The organism is Streptomyces sp. NPDC005899, assembly GCF_040629645.1.
Classification (GTDB): domain Bacteria; phylum Actinomycetota; class Actinomycetes; order Streptomycetales; family Streptomycetaceae; genus Streptomyces.
This window is the reverse complement of sequence record NZ_JBEXWB010000004.1, coordinates 1-26,845: the sequence shown is the minus strand read 5'-3', so window position 1 is coordinate 26,845 and position 26,845 is coordinate 1. Positions and strand designations below refer to the sequence as shown.

The window sequence follows — 26,845 nt, the reverse complement described above, 5'->3', positions numbered from 1 at the left end:
GATATACGGAACAGTAGGGAGGCCCCGCTCGCGGCGGGGCAGCCCGGGTCGCGCCCACCGGAACGCTGAGTCGCAAGGAGCGCGTAGCGCATGAATATGTCATGGCCTCGTCAGCCTTTATCTCGTCGTCGCGCTCTGACGGCCGCCACCGGCCTCGCCGCCGGTGCGGTCCTTCTGCCGACGGACGCCTCTCGCGCCGCGACCGGTCCGGCCCCCGGGCCGGACCGCGTCGCCGCCGGGGAGTACACGAACCCGGTGATCTGGCAGGACTTCGCGGACATCGACGTCATACGCGTCGGTGACACGTACTACGCCTCGGCGTCGACCATGCACTACTCACCGGGTGCGCCGGTCCTGCGCTCGTACGACCTGGTGCACTGGGAGATCGCCGGGCACTCGGTGCCGGTCCTGGACTTCGGCGCCAAGTACGACCTGAACGCGGCCCGTGGCTATGTGAGAGGCATCTGGGCATCGTCGCTGGCCTATCGTCCGAGCAACAGGACGTTCTACTGGCTGGGGCAGATCGACTTCGCCCGGACGTACATCTACACCGCGACGGCCGCCGAAGGGCCGTGGAGCCGGCTGACGACGATCGGCACGCCCTACTACGACGCCGGGCTCCTGGTGGACAGCGACGACACCCTCTACGTGGCGTACGGCAACTCCACGATCAGCGTGGCCCAGCTCTCCCCGGACGGCCGCACCCAGGTCCGTACACAACAGGTGTTCACGACGCCCTCGAGCGTCGGCACCCTCGAGGGCTCCCGCTTCTACAAGATCAACGGGCAGTACTACATCTTTCTGACCCGCCCCGCGAACGGGCAGTACATCCTGAAGTCGTCGGGTGGCCCGTTCGGTCCGTACACGATGCGGCAGGTCCTCCTCGACCTTCGCGGGCCGATCCCGGGCGGAGGCGTCCCGCACCAGGGCGGCCTGGTGCAGACGCAGAACGGCGCCTGGTACTACCTGGCGTTCGTCGACGCCTACCCCGGCGGCCGGGTGCCCGCGCTGGCACCGGTCACCTGGACCTGGGACGGCTGGCCCGTGGTCCAACTGGTGAACGGTGCGTGGGGCACCGCCTATCCCGGTCCGGCCCTGCCAGCACCACCCCGTCAGGTCGCTCCCATGACCGGGGTCGACACCTTCGACAGAACGGCCCTCGGCCCGAGGTGGGAGTGGAACCACAACCCGGACAACACCAAGTGGTCGGCCGGCGGCGGCCTGACCCTGCGCACCGCGACGGTCACCGGCGACCTGTACTGGGCACGCAACACCCTCACCCACCGGATCCAGGGCCCCACCTCCACCGCCACGGTGCAGCTCGACCACTCCGGGATGCGCGACGGTGACCGGGCCGGTCTCGCCCTGCTGCGCGACTCCTCCGCATGGATCGGCATCAAGCGTGAGGGTGGCGCAGCGCGGGTGGTGAGGGTCGGCGGGCTCACCATGGACGGCGACTGGAACACCACCGGCACCGGCTACGAACTCGCGAGCGCCGCCGTCCCGGGCGATCGCGTCTGGCTGCGCGCGAGTGCCGACATCCGCCCCGGCGCGGCCCGCCCGGGGACGTTCTCCTACAGCACCGACGGGATCACGTTCACCCGCCTCGGGCCCGACTTCTCCATGGGAAACGACTGGCGGTTCTTCATGGGCTACCGGTTCGCCCTCTTCAACCACGCCACCCGGGCACTCGGTGGCTCGGTCCGTGTCACGCGTTTCGAACTGTCCACGCCCTGAACCGGTGCGGCCCCGGGCGCTCTCCGGCCGGGCCCGGACCTGACGGCGTGGTGCGCGCTGTGCTGTCGCCCGCACCTCGGGCGTCACCGAACGCCCTTACGCCGGCCGGGCCATGACGCACTGCCCCGGCCGGCTGGATCAGGCACCGTAGGGTCGACGCGACGACGCTTGCCGCGCAGCACTCGACGCGCCCGCCCTCGGTACGCACCCACCACCGACGCCTGTGCCGCACATGAACAGGAGTCTTCCGGCATAGGGATCGAGCGTCATGGCGCGGGGGTGACAACGCGAGACACTCGACGACCCCGGAAGGCCGACCACCCCGGAAGGTCGATCACCCGGAAAGGCCGACCACCCGGGAGGGTCGACTACCAGGGCCTCTCGTCCACCAACTTCCGCCAGGGCGTCCACGCCTTGCCGAGGGCCGGCCGCATCGCGGTCCACTGGTTGCCGTCGGTCCCCCGGACGAGAAGAGTGGTCTCGATGTCGTTACCCGTGCCGATGTAGGCGTGGGCGGCCTCCACCCTGCTGCGCACGTTGCCTCCGATCGAGACCCATCCGCCCCACGTGCCGCCCGTGGTCCGTCGCGTCCACACCGCGTAGTCGGAACCGACCACGAACTGCTCCTTCTCCCCGCGCAGGAGTTGGTGGTTCGTGATGCCGTACTCACAGATGTATACGCCGCCGCCCTCCGTCGCGCATGTGCCGGCCTGCGCCGGTGCGACGGCTACGGTGAGGCCCGCCACGGCGACCGCCGCCACGATCGCGGCCTTGAGACGCTTCGTTCCCGACATCCTGTCTTCCCTTGTCCGATAGAACGTGAGCACGGCCGGAGCCGTGCCGTTCCGCGACCGGGTGGCGGAACGACGTCGAACTCTGCGGGAAACCGCTGACGTCACGCTCACGTTTCACTGACGTCCACGAGCCACCCCCGCCGGCTCCGGCACGGCACCTACGAACGGGCCGGCGGCGCCGAACAGGTCCGCGCGCTCATCGCACTGCGTGAACCCCCGACCGCCTTCTTCGTCTGCTCCGACCACATGGCCATCGGCGGGTACGAAGCACTGGCCGAGGCCGGTCTGCGGGTGCCGGACGACGTCTGCGTGATCGGCTTCGACGACCTGCCCGAAGCGCGCTGGGTCGCTCCGGCCCTGACGACCGTGCGCCAGCCACTCAAGGAGAGGGGGGCAGCGCCCTGCGCACCCTGCTCAGACTGATCGGTGGTGAGGAGTTGGAGAGCCGCCGGCTCGAACCGGCGACCACCCCTCGTGGTCCGGGCCAGCACGGCCGCACACACGCCGTGGAGGGCCCCGCGCGGCTGCGGGTGCCGGATCTGTGGCCCGGTCGCTGCCCGATGAGCCGGCGCTGTGTCCCGCAGGCCGGCAGGGCGGAACCGCCACTGCGCGTGACACCCTTGAGGGCCGCCTGTCGGAGGAATCCGGTTGGATGAGTACGTGACTGTCCATGACGTAGCTCTTCGGCTTCCCTCCATCGCCGACCTGCGGAACCTGTGCCGCTCGCTGGCAGTACTCAACGCGATCCTGAGCCCGGACCGGGAAGGCCGGTACTACTCCTTCGACACCGGCTGGGCCGATGGCGAGGAGCTGGCATCGATGCGCAACGGATCGGGGGACGAGTACTCCATCGTGTTCTCGGCGGCCGGGGCCTATGTCCGTGGTTTCGACCACGAAGCACCGATGAGCCCTTATGCCAACGATGGTGAGCCCTGGCCGGGAGTGATCGACGAGGTCCCGGGGATCTTCAAGCCCTTCGTCGAAGAACCGGCGTTCACCGACGAGGACGACGTTCCGGTCGTGACGGCCTGCCTGTGGCGGGCAGCGACGGATGACCGGTGGCGGCACGGCGTGATCGACTTCCCCGCCGGGTGCTCCGACCCCGACGGGGCATCAGGCCTGTTCGAGCTCCTGGTCGACCGTTCACCGGAAGCGTTCCAGCGCTTCGCCGAGGACTACTACGAGGTGCCCGTGGACCTGGAAGCGGTGCGCGACGTGTACGCCCTGCGACCGCTGAGCCGGAAGCTCGTGTCATCGCTGAACTCGCAGCTCACCTTCAGCGACCTGGCCGAGGACATCGCCGACGTCGGCTACCCCGAAGCGGCATCGCCTGATATCCCATCGTGACCTCAAGGGTGTACAACCCTGCGTGCACGCCGGACGTCTCTCAGGCGCCGGAGGGATGAGCCTTCGGTGCCTTCCGTACGGAGATCGGGGATCAGGTGGGACAGCAGGTCTGGAGAGTCGTCGTGGCCGGCGGTGCGGCGGCGGTGTTCACAGCCGTAGCCGCGGTGCCGGCCGGGGCGGCCGAGGGTGGAGTCTCCTTCACCCGTGTCCAAGTGAACGGCGGCAAGCCGATCGTGATCGGGACGTCGAAAGAGGTCGCGGTACCCGCCTCCTTCCGGATGACGACCGAGCGCCGGTGGAAGTGGCCCGCGGTGTTCCTGTACCGCAGTGGTACGGATGAACGACTGTGGCACGCCATCGAGACGAGCGATTGCCCCGGCTCCGGCCCGGGCGTCTGCGACATCAACGAGAGGATGTTCTTCGACCCGAGCGTGTGGTCCATGCGCAACAGTGACGCCGGGGCCTGGAAGGTCGCGGCGGAGGTGTACTTCGAGGGCGGCGGTGCCGACGTCGACGACAAGGGTCTGACCGCCTACGTCAAGCGAAACTCCCGCCTGACCGTCAACGCCTCGCCCGAACCGGTCTCCAAGGGCAGGACCATCACCGTGACCGGAAAGGTCACGCGGGCCGACTGGGAGACCAGGAAGTACGCCTCCTACGGAGGCCGCACGGTGAGCCTGCAGTACAAGCCCGCCGGTGCCGCGTCCTACACCACGGTGAAGAAGGTGCTCGCGAACAGCTCGGGCAACCTCAAGACGACCGTGACGGCCTCCAAGACGGGTACGTGGCGCTGGGCGTACTACGGCAACACCACCACCGGGCCGTCCATGTCGTCCGGGGACAACGTCGTGGTGAAGTGACGGCTCTCCTGCCGGCGAGCCGGTGGGGGCCGAGCCGCCGATGACGGCTGCGACGGTCAAGACGTAGGGTCCGCCACGATGACGGCGGACCCTACGCCTTGTGTCGCCGAGGGGCCGTGATGCTGCTCCGGTCTCATGCTGTCGGCTGGGCGCACGTTGTTACGGGCCTCGCCGGATATGCGCCCACTGCGAAGCGAGCTGGATCGCAGGACGTTGCAGCATGGTTCCCTGCGAGCCCTCAGCCCGCGACGTCACTCATGTGACGCCGGTATGTGCCAGGGCCCACCACACGCCGACGGCGGCGAGCGCGAGTCCCGCGATACCGATCAGGACCCACAAGACGCTGCGTAGACCGGCGGCGATGAGCGGAACCAGGACACCGCCCAGCACCAGCAGCACCGCTGCGCGGGCACCCGCGGCGCTGTGCGCGCCCCGCCCGCCCGTCGCTCGCGGTGCGCTCGGCCGGTCACCTCGTGATCCCACCTGTCGGCCCTTCTTCTCCGGCTCGCGCTGTCGCGACCCGCGCTACCGGGACGGGCGGTCCCGCGGGTTGCCTCCGCTCCGCACCCCGGACAGGGCGCCCGGAGCGAGGTGGCTCAAGCCCCAGCCGGTGGGGACGACCTCGCAGGACATGGTGGGGCGTGGTGCCGAAGACGTCGTCCTCGCCGATAACCGTGATGCCCCGGAGAAGGGCGAGGAGACCGGCGCGGCGGAGTGGCACGGCCGCGCAGGCGGCCGGCCCGGTCGTCCGTTCCTGCCTCGCGGTGCGTGCCGGGCCGGTGTGTGCCGGGCCGGTGTCTGCCGTGGTCATCCCGGTGGCAGGCCGAGAGGGTAGGGCGAACCGTGTCCGCAGGTACGGATCGCCCGACGGGTCGGTGCCCGTACCGGCCGGCCCCGGGGCTCTCCCGCTGGTCCTGGCCACGGCCCTCAATCTCCCGATCCCGGGCCGTCGGCGTACCCAGGCCCGGTGCGGCCGAGTACACCCCCGCCCGGCCGGACGACGCCGTGACTGCCCTCGGGCACCCCATTCCAGGTGTCCGGCAGGCCCCCCAAGGGCTCCGACACGACGGGACCGGGACGGGTCTCGTCGAAGAACCCACGATGCGGCTGGGACAGGAACCGGCTGAGGAAGACGGGCGTGCCCGAACGGACGATCCAGCGGCACATCGCGACGCCCCTTCCGGCGGTGGCGAGGACGCCACCACGGTGGCCGGCCGCGGGCCCCGTGGCGGCCTCGGCGCATGGCAGGCGTCGTCCCGCGGCTGATATCAGTATCGCTTCCGGCGGCCACCCGGGCATGCGGACGGAAAGCGCACGGGCGGGTCCTGGCCCGGGGTGGTGGTCGGGATGGCCACCATCCGGATCGGTCTCCGATGCCCGTGCCGTGCCGCGGTGCCTGGATCAGCCCTCGTGCGGGCCTCGTACGGGCTCGCCCCTGAGGCGTGCGGCGGGGGCGCCGTGCGGACCTGGCGGATGGGGGTCTGCACCGCACATCTCCGGTCGGTGCGGACGCATCGGCTTCCACCGCGGTGCACCGGTGATGCGGCCCACGGCGTCCACGGGCGTTCCCCGCCGCACCGGACCCGAAGCGCGCTCTGCACCCCTGTGGGCGCCGGTACCGGGATCACAGAGCGGGGCGGCGAGCGACTGAGGGAGACCTTCGTGGCAGCATGATCCTCTGCTGCGAGTGACCGTGCGCCCGGCTGGTCTGTGTGAGGGCTTCGGGCGGCGAGCGAATGAGACTGTGATGAGTGAAGTGACGAAGCCCGAGATCGATCGTCCGGAGGGCGACCCTCCTGCGGAGCTGACGATCCGCGACCTTGTCGTCGGGGAGGGGCCCGAGGCGAAGCCGGGCAGGGTGGTCCAGGTGCACTACGTGGGGGTCACCTTCGCGTCCGGCAAGGAATTCGACTCCTCCTGGGACCGGGGCCGGACGTTCAAGTTCGCCGTGGGTGGTGGCAAGGTCATCAAGGGCTGGGACCGCGGGATCAGAGGGATGAAGGCCGGCGGCCGACGAGAGATCATCGTTCCGCCGCGCCTCGGTTACGGCAACCGGTCACCCTCCTCGCTGATCCCGCCGGGCTCGACCCTCGTCTTCGTGGTGGACCTGTTGTCCGTCGCGGTCTGAGGCCTCCGGCCACCCGATCTCCCCGACCGGCACCAGGGCCGGACAACGCCTGGCAGACACCTCGGTGGAGGGCCCGACCCCGGATCGGGCCCAGGTGGTCCCTGGTGTCCGCCACGACAACGCCACCGCTCTGCCATGCGAAGTGTCAGTGGGTCCGGAGTTCGGCGAGCAGCCAGCGGATGCGGGCTTCGATCGCGTCGCGGATCGGCCTGACGGCCTCGCCCCCCGCCGGGTCGTCGAGCGCCCGTCATGTGCTGCAACCGAGGTGCCACGGCGCGACGCCGAACGACACCGGCGACCTCCAGGGATGGCACCTCCGGGCGGATCGCTCGGAGCGAGAGGGCAGTCCTTCTGCGTGAAGGACGGGTCTCTCATGTCCGTGACCGTGTACGCCGACGACGACGAACGCGAGTGCGCCACACTCGGCGCGGGGATCGGCTACGTGTCGGCACTGTCCTCCCGACGGACGGAGAAGGCGCCCGCGGCAGCCGCCAGGACTGCCGTGTCCGCGGCCCGTTCCGGGAGTCGCGGGTCCGGATCGGCACGCAGAAGCACCAGTTGGTGGTAGAGCGGCGCCGTGGCGGCGATCAGAAGGCTCCGTGCGTCCGTGTCCCGTGCGGGGAGTTCACCGCGCTCGACGGCGCGCTCGACGAGGATCTCGCACTGGGCATACCGGTCCGTCCACAACCGCGTCTGAGCCCGCGCGGCCTGTTCGGAGTGGAACGAGGCGGCCATCAGGGCGACGGCGAAAGACGGTTGCAGGACCAGGGATGCCTGTATCTCCTGGTTGAGGGTCGTCAGATCGCCGCGCAGCGAGCCGGTGTCCGGCGGCTGCCAGTCGATCTCGCCGGCGGCGTCGATGACGTCGACGAGCAGGCCACCGACATCGCGCCAACGCCGGTAGACCGTGGCGCGGTGCACTCCGGCTCGCGTCGCGACCCCCTCCATCGTGAGTCCTTCGTGACCGCCTTCAGCGAGTTCGGCGCGCACCGCATCGAGAACCTGGGCGCGGATGCGGGCGGTGCGACCGCCCGGACGGCGGTCCGACGTCGTGTCCAGTCGGTCTGTCATCGGCAATCAGTATCCGGTTGATCAGGTGGCAGGGCTGTGCCAGCATCTTAACGCGACAGTCGTCGCTCTAGGTCCCCGGAGAGGAACCGTTGCCGCGATGCAGCCCGTGCCCGCTGACCCCACCGTGCTCCACCCGATGCCTGAGCACCCGCGCGTGGTTCTGCTCAAGCCGTTGGTGAGGTCGCCGTTGATCGAGGTCGGTGACTACTCCTACTACGACGATCCGGACGAGCCGACCGCCTTCGAGACGCGAAACGTCCTGTACCACTACGGGCCCGAGCGGCTTGTCATCGGCAAGTACTGCGCGTTGGGGACGGGCACCCGGTTCCTCATGAACGGCGCCAACCACCGCATGGACGGTCCTTCCACGTTCCCGTTCCCCACCATGGGAGGCTCCTGGGCCGAGCACTTCGACCTGATCACCGGCCTGCCCGGCCGGGGCGACACGGTCGTCGGCAACGACGTGTGGTTCGGCCGCGGTGCCACGGTCATGCCCGGTGTACGCGTCGGGCACGGCGCGATCATCGCCGCCGGCGCCGTGGTCACCGCCGACGTCCCCGACTACGGCATCGTCGGCGGCAATCCGGCTCGGCTCATCCGCACCCGCTACGACGCTGCGGACATCGCCCGGCTCGTCGCCGTGGCGTGGTGGGACTGGCCCGTGCAGCACATCACCCGGCACGTACGGACGATCATGTCGGGGACCGTCGCCGATCTGGAGGAAGCCGCCGCCGACTCGGGGGAGGCCGCCCCGCAGACCGACCGGCCCTGACATCCCGGTTCGCGCCGACGCGCATGGCCGGGGCTCGCGGGAGCTTTTTTCGTCGACCTTCCGGTTACGGTTCGGACCGGCAGGTCGGGGTGTATCTGGCGAGCATGGTCCGGACGGCCTGTTCGACGGCGTCATGGACGTCGGAGGCTGCTGGGTTCCAGTCGGTCAGCAGCATGCGGGGCCACAGGACGTAGTTGGCGATCATGCCGAGGAACTGGTTCGCGGCGCTCGCCGCATCAGGGACGTCGGCGTTGCCCGCCTCGTGCTCGGCTTCCAGGTAGTGCTGCACGGAGGTGAAGTAGGGCAGTTTGCCGAGCCGGAACTGCATTCGTCCCAGCTCGGGGAAACGAGGCAGTTCGGCGATGACGATCCGGAAGAGGGCTGTCATGCCGGGCCGGCCGACCAGGTCGGCATAGCGGTGGCCGATGGCGGTCAGTCCGGCGCGTAGATCTCCGGTCTGTGGCCGCGTGGCGGCGTCGTCGGCGTCACGTTGCCAGGACTCGGTGACGATGGCCTCGAAGAGGGCCGCTTTGGTGGGGAACCGCTTGAACAGGGTGGACTTCGAGACCCCGGCCGCTTCGGCGATCCGGGCCAGTGAGGTGCCGTCGTAGCCGCGGTCCAGGAACAGCTCTGTGGCCGCGGAGGTGATCGCCTCGCGCTTCTGCTGAGCGAGTCTGCGGTGGTGCGCGGAGAGTTCTGCTGCCATGCGGACAGTATGCCGCAGCCCCGAGGTGAGTCACTTGACTCGCCTCAGTCGTCCTGCCTACGGTTACCGGGAGAAGGCGAGTCGAGTGACTCGCATCGCATCTACGGCGCCGGACGAACGCCGGTAGCCGAGCGGTGGAGGAGAAGTTCATGACGATCGACAAGATCGCTTTGGTGACCGGTGCGAATCGCGGCCTCGGACGTGGCGCGGCCGTTGCTCTGGCCAGGCGAGGGGTGCGGGTCCTGGTCACCCACCGCGGTGATGGGACCGGGGCCGAGCAGACGGTGGAGCAGGTTCAGGGGGTGGGTGGGACCGCCGCTGCTCTCCGGCTCGACATCAGCGACGTCTCCTCCTTCGCGTCCTTCACCTCCGAACTGAGCCGGCAACTGGAGCGCTGGGGTGCCTCGCGGCTCGACATCCTGGTCAACAACGCCGGGGTGGGGGTGTTCGGGCCGCTGGAGGACGTCACGGTCGACGACTTCGACACGGTGATGGACACCAACGTCCGGGGCACCTTCTTCCTCATCCAGTCACTCGCGCCCCTGCTGGCTGAGGGCGGCCGCGTCATCAACGTCTCGACGTCACTGACCCGCCACACCAGCCCCGCCACCTCGGTCTACTCCGCCTCGAAGGCCGCCGTCGAAGCCCTGAGCCGCACCCTCGCCGCGGAACTCGGTCCGCGCGGCATCCGGGTCAACTCCATCGCGCCGGGGCCGACCGCCACCGATTTCAACGGGGGAGCGATGCGGGACGACGCCGGGATGCGCGGGATTCTGGCCGGGCAGACCGCGCTCGGCCGCGTCGGCGAACCTGAGGAAATCGGCGATGCCATAGCCGCGCTGGCCTCCGAGGGCCTGCGCTGGGTCACCGCCCAGCGCATCGAGGTTTCCGGCGGCGCCCTCCTCTGAGTTGTCGGGCAATGGTCTCCATAGGCGCGGGCAGCGCACCTTCCATGTCCTGTGCGGAGCGAGGCTTGCCCGAGGACAGCCTGGCACCGCACGGGCCCAATTGGAACGTGGCTCTTCGTTGTGCGGCGGAGGTCAAGAGGAGTGGTGGCAGGTGGGTCGCTGGACTTCTCCCGGGCAGTTCGGAGACGTCTTTTCCTGTGGCGCCCTGAGTTTGGCGGTAGGCGGGCAGAGAACCGTGGTGGTTGTGGATCCACAGGAGCGCGCGACGAAGGTGCCCGGCCATCGACGGGTAGAGCTCCATCGCCGCGTTCTTGCACGGCTGGGAAACGGCGGGCGGGGGAGCACCGTCGTAGCGCTGTACGGGTGCCCACGATCCCAGGCGGGTGTGGGCGCCCCGAGTGGGGAGCGCCGGCGCGTTCGGCCGGCGTTGGGCCGTGCCGGACCACCCCGCTGGAACCCGGTTGCACGCGGGAGGTTTTTCAGGCGGTGCGGCGATCTCCCTGGCGTGCCATCAGCGCGGTCTCGGCGCTGGGATGGGCGGGCAGGAAGGCGTCCATCCCGGTGACGCCGAGCAGGCGGCCCAGCCGCTCGGGAATGGCCGCCAGGGTCAGAGAGCCATCGGCGTCCTTGGCGCAGCGCCAGATACCGATGAGGGCTCCCAGCCCCGAGGAGTCGCAGAAGGTGACGCCCGCCAGGTCGGCGACCAGGTGGGGGTGGCCGTTCGCGATGAGTTCCAGGCCGCGGGCCCGTACGGCGGGTGCGGCGGCGATGTCGAATTCGCCGGACAGGGCGATCACGGCCAGGGCGCCGTCGGTGTGCGGGACGTCGATGCGGAATGCGTCGGTCATGGACGTGGGTTCTCCTGCCCGATGCAGACGTCGGCGGTCGGGGCGGCGGCGCTGTGAGCGGTGGTGACGATGCCTGTGGGAGCGGCGTCGGGGGTGGGAACGGACAGGGCGAGCAGGGCCACGTCATCGCGTTCGGTGTCGGGGAGCGTGTCCAGCAGTGCGACGGTGTCATCGATCAGAGCACCGGCGCTCACCGGTCCCGGTCGCCGGGTCAGGAAGTCGGTCAAGCCCGTATCGGCGAGCATGTGACCATCAGAAGTTCGGGCCTCGGTCAGCCCGTCGGTGTACAGCAGCAGTCCCTCGCCGGGGGCCAGGTGCAGGGTGCGTGAGGCGAAGGTGGCTTCGGCGAACGCACCGACGAGCATGCCGCCCTTGGCGCGGACCGCTTCGACCCGCACACCGCCGTCCTCGACCGGGCTGAGGTGGTAGGCGGGCGGGTGGCCGCCGGTGGCCAGCGTGACCGTGAACCCGCCGTCCCTGGCCGGATCGAGCAGGCCGAAGACGGCGGTGCAGAAGCGGGTGCCGACTGCCGCGTCCAGCAGCAGCGCGGTGTTCAGGGCCTTGAGCGCGGCTGTGGGGTCGGCGTCGACGAGGGCCGCGGCCCGCAGTGTGTAGCGGGTCAGAGAGGTGATCGAGGCGGCTTCGGCGCCCTTGCCGCACACATCGCCCAGGAAGAACGCCCACCGGCCCCCGCCGACAGGGAAGACGTCGTAGAAGTCGCCGCCCACTTCCTGCGGGGAGGCGGTCTTGTAATGGCAGGCCAGTTCCAGGCCCGGTACCGCGGGCAGTGCCGGGGGCACCAGGGTGCGCTGCAGGGTGGAGGCGAACGCGGCGATGGCCGCCTTGTCGCGCTCGGCACGCCGGCGGGCCTCTTCCTCCGCCTGGCGCTTGTCCTGCTCGACCTTGCGGCGCTCCTGCTCGACGCGCACCACGTGCAACGCCGACAGTCGCAACTCCAGTTGGTCACACACCACGGCCGCCAGGTCCCCGAGTGTGGAGGCATCGGCCTCGCTGATCTCGCGGGGGCGGGTGTCGAGGATGTTGACCGTGCCCAGCCGGTACCCGTCGGCGGTGGTGATCGGGGCGGCGGCGTAGAAGCGCACCCCCATCGGGCCGGCGACCAGCGGGTTGGAGCAGGCGACCGGGTCCAGCAGGGTGTCGGGGATGACCGTGGTGTCATCGGTGAGCACCGCCGAGGCACAGAGCCCCGGATCGCGGCCGATCTCGCTGACGCCTTCCAGGCCGTGGGTGGCCTTGAACCAGATCCGGTCCTCGTCCACGATCGTCACCGTCGCCACCGGCACCTCGAACAACCGCGCGGCCAGCGCCGCGACCCGGTCGTACGCGCCGTCCGGCGGAGTGTCGAGAATGTCGTAACGGCGCACCGCCGCCATCCGTGCTGCCTCGACCGAAGCCTCCAGGTGACCGTCCGGTGCTATCGCAGGCGGGCTCGCTTGCTCAGGCATAGTCCTCGTCTCGTCATCCCCCCGGAAGGCACCGACCAGGCAGCCAGCACCCCGCCACCCTACCGAACACCCCCGGGCCGCCCGATTCCACGACGAGCTCCGTGGAACAGCGACCGGGGGACCGCCCACTACCGAGCAGCCGACGTCGACCAGGATCAGCCGCGCGCGGTGGAGAAGGATGGCGCTTCCCCGCTCACCGGAGGGCTGATCGGCCCGGCGCCACTGGGCCGGTGACCGGCGGCCGATCACTCCGGCAAGCGGGTGTCCGCTGCGAAGACCGTCTTCTTCTCCGAGTCTCCAGGTGCCACGCCGGCGTTGTCCGACCTGCTCGCGCTCGAGGAACCCGGCACCGCTCTCCCGCTGCGGTCATCACCAACTCCGCGATCACCGGCCACCCCGTCCGACCCGTCCAGCGACGCCAACGCCCTCCACGATGCAAAGGCCGACCGCGCTCTGCTCACCCGGCTCATCGGCCAGTACCTGGGCAGCACCCGGCCGGACCAGTCTCCGCAGCCACCGATCCACGGCGACCTCGACGGCCTTCCCGCCGCTGCTGTTCACGGTCGGCGCCTCGGAGGGGCGCTTCAGGACGACTCCTGCGTTCCGCGCAGATGGCCTCCGACGCCGGAATCCGGGTGGGTGTAGAGGCGTACGAGGCGACGCCGCACGTCTTCCGGATCACGAACCCACCCGGCAGAACCCGACAGGCAGGCGTCTGCCGAAAAGCTTCACGGAGTGGGTCGCCGACGCCGAGCGGTGAGGGGACGGCTGCTGGCGGAAGCCCCGCCCCGCCCGGTGCTACGCCGAGGTGGGCCCGTGCGGTGAGCGGAGCACGAGCAGGGTGATCTCGCTGGGGGCGAAGACGCGGAACGGCGGGCCCCAGAAACCGGTGCCGCGGCTGGTGTAGAGGAGTGTGCGGGCGCCGTGGCGGCTGAGGCCGGCGAGGGCGGGCTGGTCGATGCGGACCAGATGGTGGAAGGGCCAGATCTGGCCGCCGTGGGTGTGGCCCGAGAGCTGGAGGTCGACGCCGCCCGCCGCCGCCCGGTCGACGAACTTGGGCTGGTGGGCCAGGAGCAGGACGGGCAGGTCCGGGTCGGCACCGTTCAGGGCTCCGGCGAGGTGGGCGCGGTGGCCGGCCAGGCCGGAGGACTCGGCGGTGACGTCGTCCACGCCGGCGACCACCAGGGTGTCGCCGCCGCGTTCGAGCAGCAGGTGACGGTTGCGCAGCGGCTCCCAGCCCAGCTCCTCCATCAGGTCGACCCAGCCCTGGGCCTCGCTGTAGTACTCGTGGTTACCGGTGACGTAGACCCGGGCCCGGGTGGCTCGCACGGTGCCGAGCGGGGCGGCCTGGGCGCGGCGGCGTCGCGCCGTGCCGTCCGCGATGTCGCCGGTGTGGCACACCAGGTCGGCCTCCAAGGTGTTGACCTTCGCACAGACCCGCTCCGACCAGCGGGCGCGGTCGAGCGGGCCGTAATGGGTGTCGGTGATGAGGACGACACGGGTGCCGTCCAAACCGGCTCTCAGGCGCGGGAGTCGTACGTCGAGCCGGCGTACCCGCGGCACCCGGCGGGCCTCGGCGTACCCCCAGGCGAGCAAGAGGGCGGCCACACCGAGCACCGCCCAGGTGACGATCCGGGCCCTGCTCCGCCCGTCGCCCACGCCGGTCACGGTCAGGGCGAGCCGCAGCAGGACGCCGAACAGGACGGACCAGGTGAACAGCACCCAGCTGGTCCCGAGGAGACTGTCCCCGACGATCGCCGCCCGGTCCTGCTGGCGCCGGCCGTGGCCGCGCACCATCGCGAGCGGCATGGTGACCAGACCGAGGGCGAACAGGACGGTGCCGCCCAGCGCCACGGGGAGCGGCCAGTGCTGGCCGGCGTGCAGTAGCACCCAGCAGGGCACAGCCCACAGCAGGATCGGGGCGATCAAAGGGATGAAGCGCATCAGGCGGCTCAGCCGACTCTGCTGGGCCGCAGGAGCCGCACCGTCCGCGGATCGGGCTTCGTCGGTGTCGGTCACGCTTCCCCTCCTCAAAGGAACCAGGTTGCCGGCGGGCACGATACCCGGTCGTCCTGGTGGGCCCGGTCCGGAGCTGCGGCCGGCGAAATCGCCGATGACCTCGTGACGCACTCCGGTACGGCGAAACCAAGGTGCCCGAACTGATTGTCACTGGGGCCGCCTAGAGTCTCTTCCACTCGTCACGGTGCGTTGCCGTCGACGGGTCTCATCAGCGTGCCGCCGGTCCGGCGGCCGTCCGTACGGGGGAGAACAGCGCATGGGGTGGGTTCCGGCGGGCGACTACGAGGTCGCTCTGGAGGCGGGCAAGGTGGTCTGCCGCAACGGGAAGGGCCGGCGGCTGAAATCCGTCCCGGCCGCAGTGAAGGACGACCCGGCGGTCGTCGGGCTCCGGCAGTTGACCGAGTGGCTGGAGCGGCACGAACGCCGGTGCCTGGCCGACGTCGAGCAGTGGATGGTGCGTTCGTTGCCCGTCCCCACGGCCGTGCTCGCCCGGGTCTGGCCCGATCCGGCGTGGCAGACGGCCCTGCGGGACGTGGTGGTCACCGCCCAGGACGGGGGGGTCGCCGGGTTCCTGCGCGACGTCGACCCCGACCGCGGTCTCGGCCTCGTCGATCTGGACGGCGACACGGTCCGCATCACCCCGGACGTCGTCAGCGTTCCTCACCCCGTCCTCCTCGACGACCTCGACGACCTGCGGGAGTTCGCGGTCGAACTGGGGGTGAGCCAGAACGTGGAGCAGCTGTTCCGCGAGGTGTGGCGCCGTCCGCAGGGCCTCGCCCCGGACACCACCTCCGTGGACACCTACGCCGGCGGCGTGTTCAAGGAACTGCGCTTCCTGCACGGCCGCGTCACCCAGCTCGGCTACCGGTCGCGCGGCGGGTACGCGGTCTGCCCGGTCGTGGAGGACGGCGTGACGGCCGAGGCGCGCATCTGGATCGGCGAACACGACGGATACGACGCGTACGACACCGAGACGGGCCCGCTGGGCTGGACCGACCCCGCGGGGCGCTCGCTGACGGCAGCCGAGGTCGGCCCCGTCGCGTGGTCCGAGGGCATGCGCATGGCGGCGGCGCTCTACGCCGGCCGCGATGTCGAGGACGAGGAGCGGGCGGCATGAGCACCACGACGACGAACACCGACACGAACACGGCGGCAGCGGGCACGCCCTCCATCCCCGCCCAGGCCCGGGACGAGGACACCTCCGCCCCCGTCACCGACGCCCGCGCGGCGGCCCTGCTGGACGCCGGTGCGATCCTCGCGGCGCGCACCACCGACGCGGACGACGCCGACACGCTGACGGCCCGCACCTACACCCACCCTGCCCTCGGCGACCGCCCCGTGGTCCGGCTCGTGCCCGGCACCCTCGGCGAAGCCGAGGACCTGGCCCTGGAGTTCCTCGGACTGGCCCGGACCGCCGAGGCCCCCGTCGTGGGCCAGGTGCGCCGTGAGGCGCTGGGCTTCCCGGCCTGGGCCCTGGTCAACGATCCGGCGAACGGGTATCACGCCCTCGCCCTGGTCAAGGACATCGAGCGTCTGGGCCGGCAGGCCAAAACCCGCGCCGGAGCGGCCAAGGACGGCTTCGACGAGCTCGGCACCCGTCTCGGCAGGGCCGTGCCGCACTTCCTCCCGACCTACTACGAGCAGGTGGCGCGCCTCTTCCTCCAGGCGGAGAACACCATTTACGCTGCCTCCTTCTTCGGCAAGGCCCGCGAGGCCGAGCGGGTGCACGGGCTGGCCGTGGACGAGGACCGGCAGCGGGCCGTCTTCCTGGAGTTCGCCTTCGCCGGCGCGCTGACGGTCAAGGCGCTGCGTCAGTACGTACGGGACCTGGTGGCCCGACTCGCACCGGCGGACGCCTGGGCGCAGTTCCGCCGTCTGCTGGTGGAGCGCTGCGCTGCCGGCATGCCCCCGTACGCGGCGCTGCCACAGGACGTGCGCGCGCTGGTCAAGGCCGCCGGGCTGGACCGCGAAGCCGCCGAACGCGACCTGGTGGCCGACCTGATCGGTTCGCCGGGTGTCGTCCGCGCCCCCGCCTCGTTCTGGGCTTCCTACCGTTGCGCGCTCGTCGCCCTCGCCCGGGGGGACGGAGCCGTGCGGGCGAGGCTCCTCGGTTTCTTCCCGGAGACCTTCAGCGAGAGCGGCCGGGACACGGACGGCGATTCCGGCTGGCTCGCGTTGCTGGCCGAGGCCGGTGCCGAGGACCTGTTGACCGCACTCCCGGACGCCTCCCACGAGGACGCCTCCTCCGATGCCTGCGTGTCCCCGGCGGACTGGCTCGCCCGCTGGGAGGCACACCGCCGGCGCAACCGGGCCACTTCGGGCCGCAGCCCGCAGACCCTCGGCCTCGCCGCCCGGATGACGGACCGGCTGCGCGCCGACGGGCGCCCCGTCGAACTGTTCCAGGGCCGCTGGCAGCGCACCGCCGACCTGGACCTTCTCGACCTCTGCCTGGCATCCGGCGTCCCCGTCGCCGAACCGGACGACCAGGAGCACACCGGCACACCCGCGCTCCAGCTTTCCTGCGGCCCATGGCTGACCGACACCGAGCCCGGCGCGCGGGATCTCACCGCCGTCGCCGAACGGCCGGCCTTCCGTGCCCTACTGAGCCGGAACATCGGCGGTCTCGGCGGCCGGCACGGCCAGGGGCTGGACGACATCACCATGGCCAGGCTGGCCGAGCACCCGGTGCTCTCCGGGATCCTGCGGGAGTGGCTGACCGCCTGCGCGGAGGAGTACACGGCCGCGCGGGGGCTCCCCGGGCTACGAACGGCCCTCCACAAGCTCTCGGCCTTCCGCTCCGTGGCCGCGGACGTCGCTCCGGAGGCCGTGCGACTCCTCGAAGGCCATGACATCGTGCCGCTGCTCGCCTCCACGCTGCGTACCGGCATCCTCGACGAACTGGGCTGGTCCGCCCTGGACGAGGCCTACGACGAACTGGCGGCCGAGGCAGCCGAGGCCGCCGCCGCGCGCCCGCGGCACCGTCGCTCGGAGGGCGTCGGCGTCACCGGTGCCTGGCCCGCGCTGATCCTGAACACGCTCGAACGGGCCGTCGTCATCGGCCCGGACGGCGTTCTGCTGCGGCACACCCTGCGACTGCCCGCCACCGTCGACCAGTGGCGGACCCCTGCCTTCCGCCACGTCGACGGCGAACTGCTGGTCATGTGGTGGGAGGACGGCAAGCAGCGCGGCTACTGGTCGCACCGCCCCGCCGAGATCTTCACCATGGGCGGCGAGGAGATCCCCCGCTGGGGCGGCTCCGGCCCGTCGGACGAGGTCTGCCTGCCGCTCCCCGGCGGCGGTCGCGCCACCGGCGGCAAGGCCCTGCACGCGGGCGACACCTCACTGCCACCCCAGCGTGCCGTCATCTCCGACGGCACGGGGCTCTGGCGCGAAGGCCACCAGGGCACCCAGCGGGTGTGGCTGGAGTACGACCCGGCCGCAGGCACCCACGGCAGAGCCTCCCTCCCCGCGTTCCTCCGCTCCGGCGTTCGGGACGGCAGCCGGCTGCTCACCGAGCACTGCCAGGTGCTGCCCCTCCAGCCCGGCCTGGAGACCACCCCCTTCGGCACCGACGGCACGGTCCTCGGCCGCTGGGTCCGCCGCACCGTGACCGAGCCCGGCACGGCCGCCCCCGCCGACGGGCACCGGACCGCGGCCGGCACCCCCGACGGCCACACGGTCAGCCTGCCGCACCCACTGCCCGACGGTGGCTCCCCGGTGCCGCTCGGCGCCCTCACCCTGCCCGGTGGGTCACGTCCGGTCGTGGCCCTGCGCCACCGCGCGGTCGAGGCGCACCCGGCCGACACGGACGGCATCGGTGGCAGCCTCTGGTCCGTCACCCTCGGCTCCTCGGGCGGGAACCACGCGGCGGGCACCCCCTACCTGCCTCCCGTCGCCTACTGGCACGCCCTGCGCCCGAGGGACGAACGGGGCTCCGCCGCCCTGCGCGCCATGACGGACTCCCGCGCGGACGAACTGTTCGAGGTCGTCGTCGACGCCGTCGCCCGGCACACGGAGGCTTTCCGGGCAGTCGAGGAGTACACCGGACCGTCGGTGCGGGAGCTCAGCGAGGAGGCCGTCGCCGGACTGCTGCCGGAAGTGACCGACGCACGGCTCCTCTCCGGCGTCACCGCGACCGTCCGCGACGCCGTGGACCGGGCCGTCGCGGTCCTCCGGTACCTGGAACCGCCCCGGCCCGCGGAGGCGGCCACCCCCCAGGACACCGCACGCACCCACGGCATGTTCTTCGAGCAGGAGCCCGAGTACGGCGACGACCTGACCCTGCGGCACGCCTCCGTCTGGGGCTCCGAGCGCATGAACGGGAGCTGGTGGGGAGGCGGGCCCCGGTGGACCGTCATCCGGCAGATTCTCGCCGTCAACCACGTCCTCGGCGGCGAGCCCGCGTTCGGCCCGCCCATCGTGCCCAAAGCCCCGTTCGCTCCCGGGGACGGCTGGCAGCGGGACGAGTACACCGTGCCCAGCGACGCCTCGGACTGGACCGGCCTCCTCGACAAGCTGCCCCAGCTGGCCTACCGGGCCTCCTCGCAGGCCACCGCCCCCGAGCACCGCGCCGGTCTTCTCGTGCTGCTGGACACCCTCGCCGCAGGCCCGCTCACCGGCCCGTCGGGCACCGTACGCCGGGTGCGACTCGTCGAGCCGTTCGCGGTGGGGGCATCCGGGCCGGGGCGCCCCGAAGCCGTGCACCGCCTCGGCCAGGTACTGCGCAAGGGCACCCGCACCGTCGTGATCCTCGCCCACCGCGGAACCAACTCCCGTGACGACGCGACATGCTGGCTCGCCCTGGACCACGACCCGACCGGCGCCTTCGGCCCGGTTCCCGGCTTCACCCTCGACCGCGAGCACGTGTACCGGCAGGACATCGCCCCCGACCGGCTGACCCGGCTCACCGCCCTGGTGCGGGAGCAGGGACCGGCGCCCTGGCGTCCGGAGGCCGTCGAGGCGTTCCACGCCGCCACCCGGATCGGTCCGCTCCAGTCCACCGCCCTGCTGTCGGCGACCGGCGAGGAACCCGGAGCCGAGACGCTGGCGCTGCTCGGGGTGAAGAAGCGCGCCTTCGAGGAGGCCAGAGCCAGGCTGGACGAGCTGCCGCGCGACGACCGGCACGCCGTACTCCGGGCGCTGCTGCCCACGGACCCGGCCGAGCTGTGGACCACGGGCCCCGACGTCAAGGCCGCGGCCGAGGTCTGGCAGGAGCGTCTGGGCTCCCTGGTCCGGGTCCCCGAGGACCTGGACCTGGACCTGTCGGGCACCTCCCCGGGCGCCGTCGACCTCGTCCTCAACACCGGCACCAGGCCCTGGCTGGCCCACGGCGCCGCCGTCGAGGACGGCACCGGCCGCCCCGGCCTGTTCCGGGTGGGCGCGCGGGGCGCGCTCTTCACCGCCCTGACCGCTCTGCGGACCCTCGCCTACACCCTGCCGTACGGGCACCCGCTGCGGGCGCACCTGCCCGTCGGGCTCGCCGCCCTGCGCGCACGCCTCGCCGATCCTTCCCTGGTGCTCGATCTCGGTCTGGACTGGACCGAGTCGGGTCACTCGATCGGCGCCGCCGTCCGTGCCGCCCACGGGCTTCCCGAGACCGGCGGCGCCGGCCCCGACGGCCTGGTCCCGGCCGGAACGGCGCTGCTCCTGGCCCCCGGCCACGGCGACAACGAGAAACTGCTGATCCGGCCGGCCGGACTCGCGGGCCCCGACGATCCGGCGTTCGGCCTGGTCGAGGGCACCGTCGCGCCCTACGCCACGGGTGATCTGCTCGCGATGCGCGCACTGCTGAGCGAGGAGACCGCGGCGGCGGTCTCGGCGGGCGCCCCCGACGGCTCCCCGCAGCACCCGGCCCAGGACCCGACGCGTGCGGTGCCGGACCTGGTGACCGAGGTGGCCGACACGCTCGGCCTGGGCGCGGACGCCGCCGCCCTCTACCTGATGCTGCTCGCCCTGCCCGATCCCACGGACCGCAACTGCGTCCGCTGGACCGGCTGGAAGCCGGCCCGGATCAAGAAGGCCCGGACGGAACTCGCCGCCACCGACCTCGTGGTCGAGGCGAAGCGCTCCCGCGCCGGGCGCACCCTGTTCCTTCCCTGCGGCTGGATCGAACGCGGGGCACCCGGCCTGCCGCTGGAGACCTGGAAGGAAGATCTGTACCCCACGCCGGGTTCCACCCGGACCCTGCCGCACCTCCCCGTGCCGGCGTTGTTCGCAGCCGCCTGGGCACGGGTCAGCGCCGGCGACGCCCCCGCCTTCGAAGAACTGGACACCCGCACAACCCGGAAGGGCCGCCGCCGATGACGAACGACACCACGACCACCCCGGACAGCACCACCACGGGCGGCGTCCCGGACCAGGCGACGGCGCCGGGCCGGCAGCAGCGCCAGTCCACGCCGCCCGAGGACCGGTACGCCACCGAGCTGGCCTTCCTCGCCGCCCACGACTCCGGGCCCCGCCCGCCCGGCTGGCAGCTCACCCCGCGCGCCGTCGTCACCTTCGTGATGGGCAGCGCGGGCGAGGCACTCAGCCTGCCGAAGGGCGCCGTGCCCGCAGACGGGGTGCCCCGCCGCCTGGCGATCGAGCAGAAGTTCGTCGGCGAGCGCGCCCTGGTCGAACGGTGCGTGGTCACCCTCGCCGGAGAACGCGGACTCCTCCTGGTAGGCGAACCCGGCACCGCCAAGTCCATGCTCTCCGAGCTGCTGTCGGCGGGCGTGTGCGGCACCAGCGCGCTCACCGTTCAGGGCACCGCGGGCACCACCGAGGACCAGCTCAGGTACGGCTGGAACTACGCACTGCTGCTCGCCCAGGGCCCCACCGAGCAGGCACTGGTGCCCTCCCCGGTACTCACCGCCATGACCCGGGGTGCCGTCGCCCGCGTCGAGGAGGTCACCCGCTGCCTGCCGGAGGTCCAGGACGCCCTCGTGTCGCTGCTCTCCGAACGGCGGATATCGGTCCCCGAACTCGCGGGCGGCAAGGGCGCCCAGGTGCACGCGGCCCCGGGGTTCACCCTCATCGCCACCGCCAACCTGCGGGACAAGGGCGTCTCCGAGATGTCCGCGGCGCTCAAGCGGCGCTTCAACTTCGAGACCGTGGGCCCCATCGGGGACGTGGACGCCGAGACCGCGCTGGTCCGGCGCCAGTCGCGGGCAGCCGTCGAACGCGTGGGCGCCGTCTACCAGGTGGACGACGCGGTCCTCGAAGCACTCGTCACGGCCTTTCGGGACCTGCGCGAGGGCCGCTCGGTGGAGGGCTGGGAGGTCGAGCGCCCCTCCACGGTCCTGAGCACGGCGGAGGCGGTCTCCGTCGCGGGGTCCCTTGGCCTGGCCGCTGCGTACTTCCCCGGCGACCGGGACGTGCTCTCCCTGCTGCCCGGGCATCTGCTCGGCGTCGTGCGGAAGGACGACCCCGCCGACGCGGCACGGCTGCTGGGCTACTGGGACGGTCCGGTGCGCAGGCGCGCGGAGCAGGGGTCGGCCACCTGGCGTGCCCTGTGGGACCTGCGTGCGGTGCTGGAGAACTGAGGATGAGAGAGCCGAGCACCCCCGCGACGCGGTCCGCCCCCGAGGTGCCGATCACCAGCAGGATCCGGTCCGCCCCCGAGACGCCGACCACCCCCGAGACGCGGTCCGTCCTGGAGGTGTCGCCCGCTGCCGGTGCGCCGGCCGCCACCCGGGCGCAGGGCCCGGCGGCCGGGCACGCCACTCCGGAAGCCGCGGTGGCGGCTCTCGCGGCGACCGGCCCCGGGTCACCGTTCCTGATCGGGGTGCGCCACCACGCGCCCTCGCTGGCGGCCGTCCTCCCGGCACTGCTGGACGCGGCGGCCCCCGACATCCTCCTCGTGGAACTGCCCGCCGAGTTCCAGCCCTGGTTGAGCTGGCTCGCCCACGAGGAGACCGAAGCCCCGGTGGCGCTGGCCGCCGTGCCCGCCGACGGGCCCGGCTCGGCAGGCGAACAGGGGCCCGCCTTCTATCCGTTCGCGGACTTCTCGCCCGAACTGGTCGCTCTGCGCTGGGCGGCGGACAACGGGGTCCCGGCCGTGGCCTGCGATCTACCGCTGGCCGACCGCGCGTGGGCCGGGGGCGGCCCGGACATCCCCGCACCTGTCCCGGGCGCCGACTCCGCGCCCGTGCCGGGGGAGGGGCACGGGCTGTCCGCCGCGCTCCGCTCCCAGCTCACCGGCCGGGACGGTGACGACCTGTGGGACCGGCTGGTCGAGGCCCTCGCGCCCGGTTCGACACCCGAGGCGCTCCGCCGTGCCGCCCTGCTCACCGGCTGGGCGCTGCGGCACGAGGCCGAGGCACGGGGCGGGGTGAGCCGCACGGACCTGGCGCGCGAGGCATGTATGCGCGGTCACGTCGCCCAGGCCCTGGCGAGCGGCCGGCGGCCCGCCGTGGTGGTGGGAGCCTTCCACACCCCGGCCCTGCTGCACTCCTCTTCCGGTGGCGCTGACGCCCACGTCAACGGCGCTGCCGGTACGGCCGCGTGTACGGTCTCCCTGATCCCGTACACCTACCCGCTGCTCGACTCGCGGTCCGGCTACCCGGCCGGCATCCGGGACCCGGAGTGGCAGCACATCGTCCTGGACGCCGCCGGGGACCCGGCCGCGCTGCACGAGGCACTGATCCGGACCGCGGTCCGCGTCTGCGCCGCCCTGCGCGAAAAGGGTCACCCTTACGGCCCGGCGGACGGCCGGGAGGTCGTCCGGGTGGCCGCCGACCTGGCCCGACTGCGCGACCTGCCCGCCCCCGGCCGCGGTGAACTCCTGGAAGCCGCACAGACGGTGCTGGGGCGCGGCGAGACCTACGGCACGGGCCGCGCCGTCGCCCAAGCCCTCGAACGTGTACTCGTCGGAGCCCGCACCGGACGGCCCGCGCCGGCGGCTCCGCGCGGTGGACTGGCCCCCGCCGTCGAGGCCGAGACCGTGACGCTCTCCCTCCCAGGCCCGAAGGACGCGCACGAGAAGACACCGCGCGACCTCCGGCTCGACCCGGCCCGTTCCACGCTGGACCGGCGCCGCGAACTGCTGCTGCGCAGGCTGACGGCGTGCGGCATTCCTTACGCGCGCGAGCAGGGGGTGACCGGCGCGGCGGGCTCGGAAGGACTCACCACGCGCTGGCAGGTGCGGTGGACCCCGGCGACGGCCGCGATGCTCACCGCGGCGGGGGCCCGCGGCGTCACCCCGGCCCAGGCGGCCGAGGGCGTGCTGCGGCAGCGGCACGCGGCCGAGCGCGCGGAGGGCGGCCCGACGGCTGCCCAGGTCGTCCGCGGACTCACGGAGGCCGCCGGGTGCGGGCTCCCCGCCCTGGCCGACGAACGGCTGGCGGAGCTGGCGGCCGTGCTCCCCGCGAGCGGCACCCTTCCCGAACTGCTCACCGGGCTCGACCTGCTGGATCGCATCGACGCCGGCCACCTGCCGGGCCTCACCGCGCCCGATGCCCCCTCGGCCCCGGACGCCGCCGCCCGTGCCGCCGTCACCGCGCACGCGGCCGAACTCCTGACCTCGGCTGCGGTCCGCCAGGTCGACGGACTGACCGGCTCCGAGGAGCCCGAGGACGCCCGTGCGCTGCTCGAACTGGCCCAGCGGGCCGACCGGGTGGGCGGCATCCGGCTCACCGACGCCCTCGCCCGGCTGACCGCCGACGGTACCCCGCTGATGGCCGCAGCCGCCGGTGGAGTCAGGGTGCTGACGGGCCACGAAGAGGCCGGGGCATTCGGGGTGCGCGTCGCCGCCTGGGTGGACGGAGCCGTGGACAGCACCTCCCGGGCCGCGCTCACCGCCCGCCTCACCGGCGTCCTCACCGTGGCGGGCCCGCTCCTGACCGTCGGCGCCGGCGCCCTGGACCCGCTGCTGCACCGGGTCGTCGAACTGGACGACACCGCGTTCCTGGCCCGGCTGCCCGCCCTGCGCGGTGGCTTCGACACCCTGAGCCCAGCCGCTCGGGACCGGTTGCTGGACACCGTCGAGGAGCGGCTGGGCGAACGGGTGGGCACCCTCGACGCCGGCGATCCGGCCGAGCAGGCCCGCCGAACGGCCGCCGACCTCGAGGCCCGTGAACTCCTGGTCGGCCTCGGCCTGCCCGTCCCGCCACCCGCGCACGACGACCGGTTCCCACCGCTGTCCGACCACCCCACCGCGACGCGCCCCACCGTCGGACCCTCCACCGAGGCCGCCCGGGCGCGGACCATCGGGCCCGCCGACCGGTGGCGGCTCGTGCTCGGCCGGCGCCCCGACCAACTGCCGGCCGGAGCCGCCCGCCTGGCGACCGCGCTGGACGAGCTCTACGGCGCGGGACACGGGGAGGGGTCCCGCGGGGGCCTGCCCGGACCCGGTCACGGCGGCGGCCGGGAACCGTCGTTCCCCGGCGTCCGGGAGTGGTCCGAGGAACTGGCCGCGCTGTTCGGCCCCGGCGTCCGCGAGGAGGTCCTCGCCGCCGCAGCCACGACAGGGCGCCAGGACGTCCTCACCGCACTCGACCCGTCGGCCGCCACTCCCTCCATTGAACTGCTCCGCACGATCCTGCGGTACGCCGGCGGTCTCCCCGAAGCCCGCCTCGCGGCCCTCCGCCCCCTGGTCCGCCGCCTGGTCGACGAACTGACCCGGCAGCTCACCACCCGGCTGCGGCCCGCCCTCACCGGCACGATGTCGGCCCGGCCCACCCGCCGCCCGGGCGGCCGACTGGACCTGCCGCGCACACTGCGCGCCAACCTCGCCACCGCGCGCCGGACAGCCGACGGAACGGTCCAGGTCATCCCCGAGAGGCCGGTGTTCCGCAGTCGCGCACGCAGGTCGGCCGACTGGCGCCTGATCCTGGTCACCGACGTCTCCGGATCCATGGAGGCGTCCACGATCTGGTCCGCGCTGACCGCCTCCGTGCTCGCCGGGGTACCGACCCTGAGCACCCACTTCCTGGCCTTCTCCACGGAGGTCGTCGACCTCACCGGCCACGTGCACGACCCCCTCTCCCTCCTGCTGGAGGTGAGCGTGGGCGGGGGTACGCACATCGCCGCCGGGCTGCGGCACGCCCGCACCCTGATCGAAGTGCCCACCCGCACCCTCGTCGTCGTCATCAGCGACTTCGAGGAGGGCGCCCCGCTAGGCGGACTTCTGACCGAGGTCCGGGCTCTGGTCAACACCGGCTGCCACGTCCTCGGGTGCGCCAGCCTCGACGACGCCGGCCGACCCCGTTACTCGACGGGCGTGGCCGGGCAGCTGGTGGCCGCCGGCATGCCCGTGGCGGCCCTCAGCCCACTCGAACTGGCCCGCTGGATAGGGGAGAAGACCCAATGAACGCCGACCGGTTGCCACCCGTCGCACCGGAGGTCACGGCCACGCTCGTGGAGAACCTCTCGCCCCGGCTGCGCAAGCGGCTGGACGCGGCGGTCACCAAGCTCGGAGCCCGCCCGGCGCATCGCCACGGGGACACGGTGACGATCGCGGTCGACGACGAGACCGAGTTGCGTCTGCACGCCCCGGGCGGTGTGGTGGCGACGGCAGACGCCATCACCTGCGGTTGTCTCCTCGCCCCGGCCTGCGTCCACCGCGCGGCCGCCGCCTGCGCCGCCCCCACGGCGGACCCGGCGCCGGAGCCCGCCGATGAGCCCACCCGGGCGTCCCCCGCAGCCGTTGCCGCGACCGACCCCGCCCCCTCCAAGGGCCCCGCCTCCGCGACGGATTCCGCCCCGTCCACGGACTCCGCCTTCTCGCCCGAGGTGGCGAGCCCGGCGCAGCGTGGAGCGGCCGACGCCCTGTGGTCGGCGGGCGCCGCCGTGCTGGAGGCCGGTGTCGACGGGGCGGGCGCTGTCGCCCAGTCGGCACTCCTCCGTGCCGCGCACACCGCCCGGCTCCGGCAACTGCCGCGTGCCGCGGGCACCGCGCTGTCCGTGGTCACGCTGCTGCGCGCGGCCCGCGCCGGGGACCCGGCCTACCGCACCGCCGACCTCGTCACGGCCTTGGCCGAGCTCCTGGGCACCGCACGCCGTATCGGGACGACGTCCGGGGCTGAGCTGGCCGCAGCCAGAGGCCGCGTGCGCCGTCCGTACAGCCCGGACGGCTCGTTGCGCCTGTACGGCTTGTTCACCGAACCCGTGGTCACCGATTCGGGGCACGGCGGCGTGCGAACCTGGGTCGCCGGGGCCGACGGCCGCCTCTTCACGGTCGGCGACGTGGCACCCGGCGGCGTCTGGCGC

At 72.6% G+C, this 26,845-nt stretch carries 17 protein-coding genes and 2 pseudogenes; 12 read left to right on the top strand and 7 right to left on the bottom strand.

The features are described 5' to 3' along the window. The first annotated feature begins 90 nt into the window (after positions 1 to 90). On the top strand, positions 91 to 1,737 hold the full coding sequence (locus ABZ371_RS01130; protein WP_358672489.1) for a glycoside hydrolase 43 family protein: 1,647 nt from the start codon (positions 91 to 93) through the stop codon (positions 1,735 to 1,737). A gap of 368 nt (positions 1,738 to 2,105) precedes the next feature. On the opposite strand, the gene ABZ371_RS01125 is transcribed toward ABZ371_RS01130, so the two are convergent. Further along, entirely contained in the window at positions 2,106 to 2,531 is a 426-nt protein-coding gene (locus tag ABZ371_RS01125) for a hypothetical protein (protein ID WP_358672488.1), read from the bottom strand. A gap of 144 nt (positions 2,532 to 2,675) precedes the next feature. On the opposite strand from ABZ371_RS01125, the pseudogene ABZ371_RS01120 reads away from it, so the two are divergent. The 3 genes and pseudogenes from ABZ371_RS01120 to ABZ371_RS01110 all read left to right on the top strand — a co-directional run. Beyond that, positions 2,676 to 3,095: pseudogene (locus ABZ371_RS01120) on the top strand (substrate-binding domain-containing protein); the annotation flags it as partial. Positions 3,096 to 3,191: 96 nt separating this feature from the next. Continuing rightward, positions 3,192 to 3,878 carry a hypothetical protein gene (locus tag ABZ371_RS01115; RefSeq protein WP_358672487.1) on the top strand — a complete coding sequence of 229 codons (687 nt, stop codon included), beginning with the start codon at positions 3,192 to 3,194 and terminating at the stop codon, positions 3,876 to 3,878. A gap of 95 nt (positions 3,879 to 3,973) precedes the next feature. Further along, positions 3,974 to 4,738 carry a hypothetical protein gene (locus ABZ371_RS01110; protein WP_358672486.1) on the top strand — a complete coding sequence of 255 codons (765 nt, stop codon included), beginning with the start codon at positions 3,974 to 3,976 and terminating at the stop codon, positions 4,736 to 4,738. Between the two features lie 255 nt (positions 4,739 to 4,993). On the opposite strand, the gene ABZ371_RS01105 is transcribed toward ABZ371_RS01110, so the two are convergent. Continuing rightward, on the bottom strand, positions 4,994 to 5,221 hold the full coding sequence (locus ABZ371_RS01105) for a hypothetical protein (RefSeq protein ID WP_358672485.1): 228 nt from the start codon (positions 5,219 to 5,221) through the stop codon (positions 4,994 to 4,996). A gap of 1,264 nt (positions 5,222 to 6,485) precedes the next feature. On the opposite strand from ABZ371_RS01105, the gene ABZ371_RS01100 reads away from it, so the two are divergent. Next, positions 6,486 to 6,866 carry an FKBP-type peptidyl-prolyl cis-trans isomerase gene (locus tag ABZ371_RS01100; RefSeq protein WP_358672484.1) on the top strand — a complete coding sequence of 127 codons (381 nt, stop codon included), beginning with the start codon at positions 6,486 to 6,488 and terminating at the stop codon, positions 6,864 to 6,866. 438 nt (positions 6,867 to 7,304) lie between these two features. Here the strand turns inward: ABZ371_RS01100 and ABZ371_RS01095 are convergent, their stop codons facing one another. Beyond that, positions 7,305 to 7,937, bottom strand: a complete 633-nt coding sequence (locus ABZ371_RS01095; protein ID WP_358672483.1) for a TetR/AcrR family transcriptional regulator — start codon at positions 7,935 to 7,937, stop codon at positions 7,305 to 7,307. A 97-nt stretch (positions 7,938 to 8,034) separates the two neighbouring features. On the opposite strand from ABZ371_RS01095, the gene ABZ371_RS01090 reads away from it, so the two are divergent. Continuing rightward, positions 8,035 to 8,709: a CatB-related O-acetyltransferase gene (locus ABZ371_RS01090; RefSeq protein WP_358672482.1), complete on the top strand. Its 675-nt coding sequence runs from the start codon at positions 8,035 to 8,037 to the stop codon at positions 8,707 to 8,709. 64 nt (positions 8,710 to 8,773) lie between these two features. On the opposite strand, the gene ABZ371_RS01085 is transcribed toward ABZ371_RS01090, so the two are convergent. Continuing rightward, entirely contained in the window at positions 8,774 to 9,415 is a 642-nt protein-coding gene (locus ABZ371_RS01085) for a TetR/AcrR family transcriptional regulator (RefSeq protein ID WP_358672481.1), read from the bottom strand. 149 nt (positions 9,416 to 9,564) lie between these two features. On the opposite strand from ABZ371_RS01085, the gene ABZ371_RS01080 reads away from it, so the two are divergent. Next, positions 9,565 to 10,323, top strand: coding sequence for an SDR family oxidoreductase (locus ABZ371_RS01080; protein WP_358672480.1), 759 nt, complete (start codon positions 9,565 to 9,567; stop codon positions 10,321 to 10,323). A 479-nt stretch (positions 10,324 to 10,802) separates the two neighbouring features. Here ABZ371_RS01080 and ABZ371_RS01075 read toward each other — a convergent pair whose 3' ends face one another. From ABZ371_RS01075 to ABZ371_RS01065, 3 genes are all read right to left on the bottom strand, one after another. Further along, positions 10,803 to 11,171: an STAS domain-containing protein gene (locus tag ABZ371_RS01075; RefSeq protein ID WP_358672479.1), complete on the bottom strand. Its 369-nt coding sequence runs from the start codon at positions 11,169 to 11,171 to the stop codon at positions 10,803 to 10,805. Continuing rightward, a complete protein-coding gene (locus ABZ371_RS01070) occupies positions 11,168 to 12,565 on the bottom strand; it encodes a GAF domain-containing SpoIIE family protein phosphatase (RefSeq protein WP_358672478.1) in 1,398 nt (465 codons plus the stop codon). Before ABZ371_RS01070 ends, ABZ371_RS01075 begins: the two co-directional genes overlap by 4 nt. Positions 12,566 to 13,435: 870 nt before the next feature. After that, positions 13,436 to 14,656, bottom strand: a complete 1,221-nt coding sequence (locus ABZ371_RS01065) for a metallophosphoesterase (protein WP_358672477.1) — start codon at positions 14,654 to 14,656, stop codon at positions 13,436 to 13,438. 256 nt (positions 14,657 to 14,912) lie between these two features. On the opposite strand from ABZ371_RS01065, the gene ABZ371_RS01060 reads away from it, so the two are divergent. From ABZ371_RS01060 to ABZ371_RS01040, 5 genes and pseudogenes are all read left to right on the top strand, one after another. After that, positions 14,913 to 15,773 (top strand): DUF4132 domain-containing protein, encoded by an 861-nt coding sequence (locus ABZ371_RS01060; RefSeq protein ID WP_358672476.1) that lies wholly within the window; start codon positions 14,913 to 14,915, stop codon positions 15,771 to 15,773. Next, positions 15,770 to 20,959: a hypothetical protein gene (locus tag ABZ371_RS01055; protein ID WP_358672475.1), complete on the top strand. Its 5,190-nt coding sequence runs from the start codon at positions 15,770 to 15,772 to the stop codon at positions 20,957 to 20,959. Before ABZ371_RS01060 ends, ABZ371_RS01055 begins: the two co-directional genes overlap by 4 nt. Beyond that, entirely contained in the window at positions 20,956 to 22,179 is a 1,224-nt protein-coding gene (locus tag ABZ371_RS01050) for an AAA family ATPase (RefSeq protein ID WP_358672474.1), read from the top strand. Before ABZ371_RS01055 ends, ABZ371_RS01050 begins: the two co-directional genes overlap by 4 nt. 2 nt (positions 22,180 to 22,181) lie before the next feature. After that, positions 22,182 to 25,946: a DUF5682 family protein gene (locus ABZ371_RS01045; protein WP_358672473.1), complete on the top strand. Its 3,765-nt coding sequence runs from the start codon at positions 22,182 to 22,184 to the stop codon at positions 25,944 to 25,946. Then, positions 25,943 to 26,845, top strand: a pseudogene (locus ABZ371_RS01040) (hypothetical protein); the annotation flags it as partial. The gene ABZ371_RS01045 and the pseudogene ABZ371_RS01040, both read left to right, overlap by 4 nt.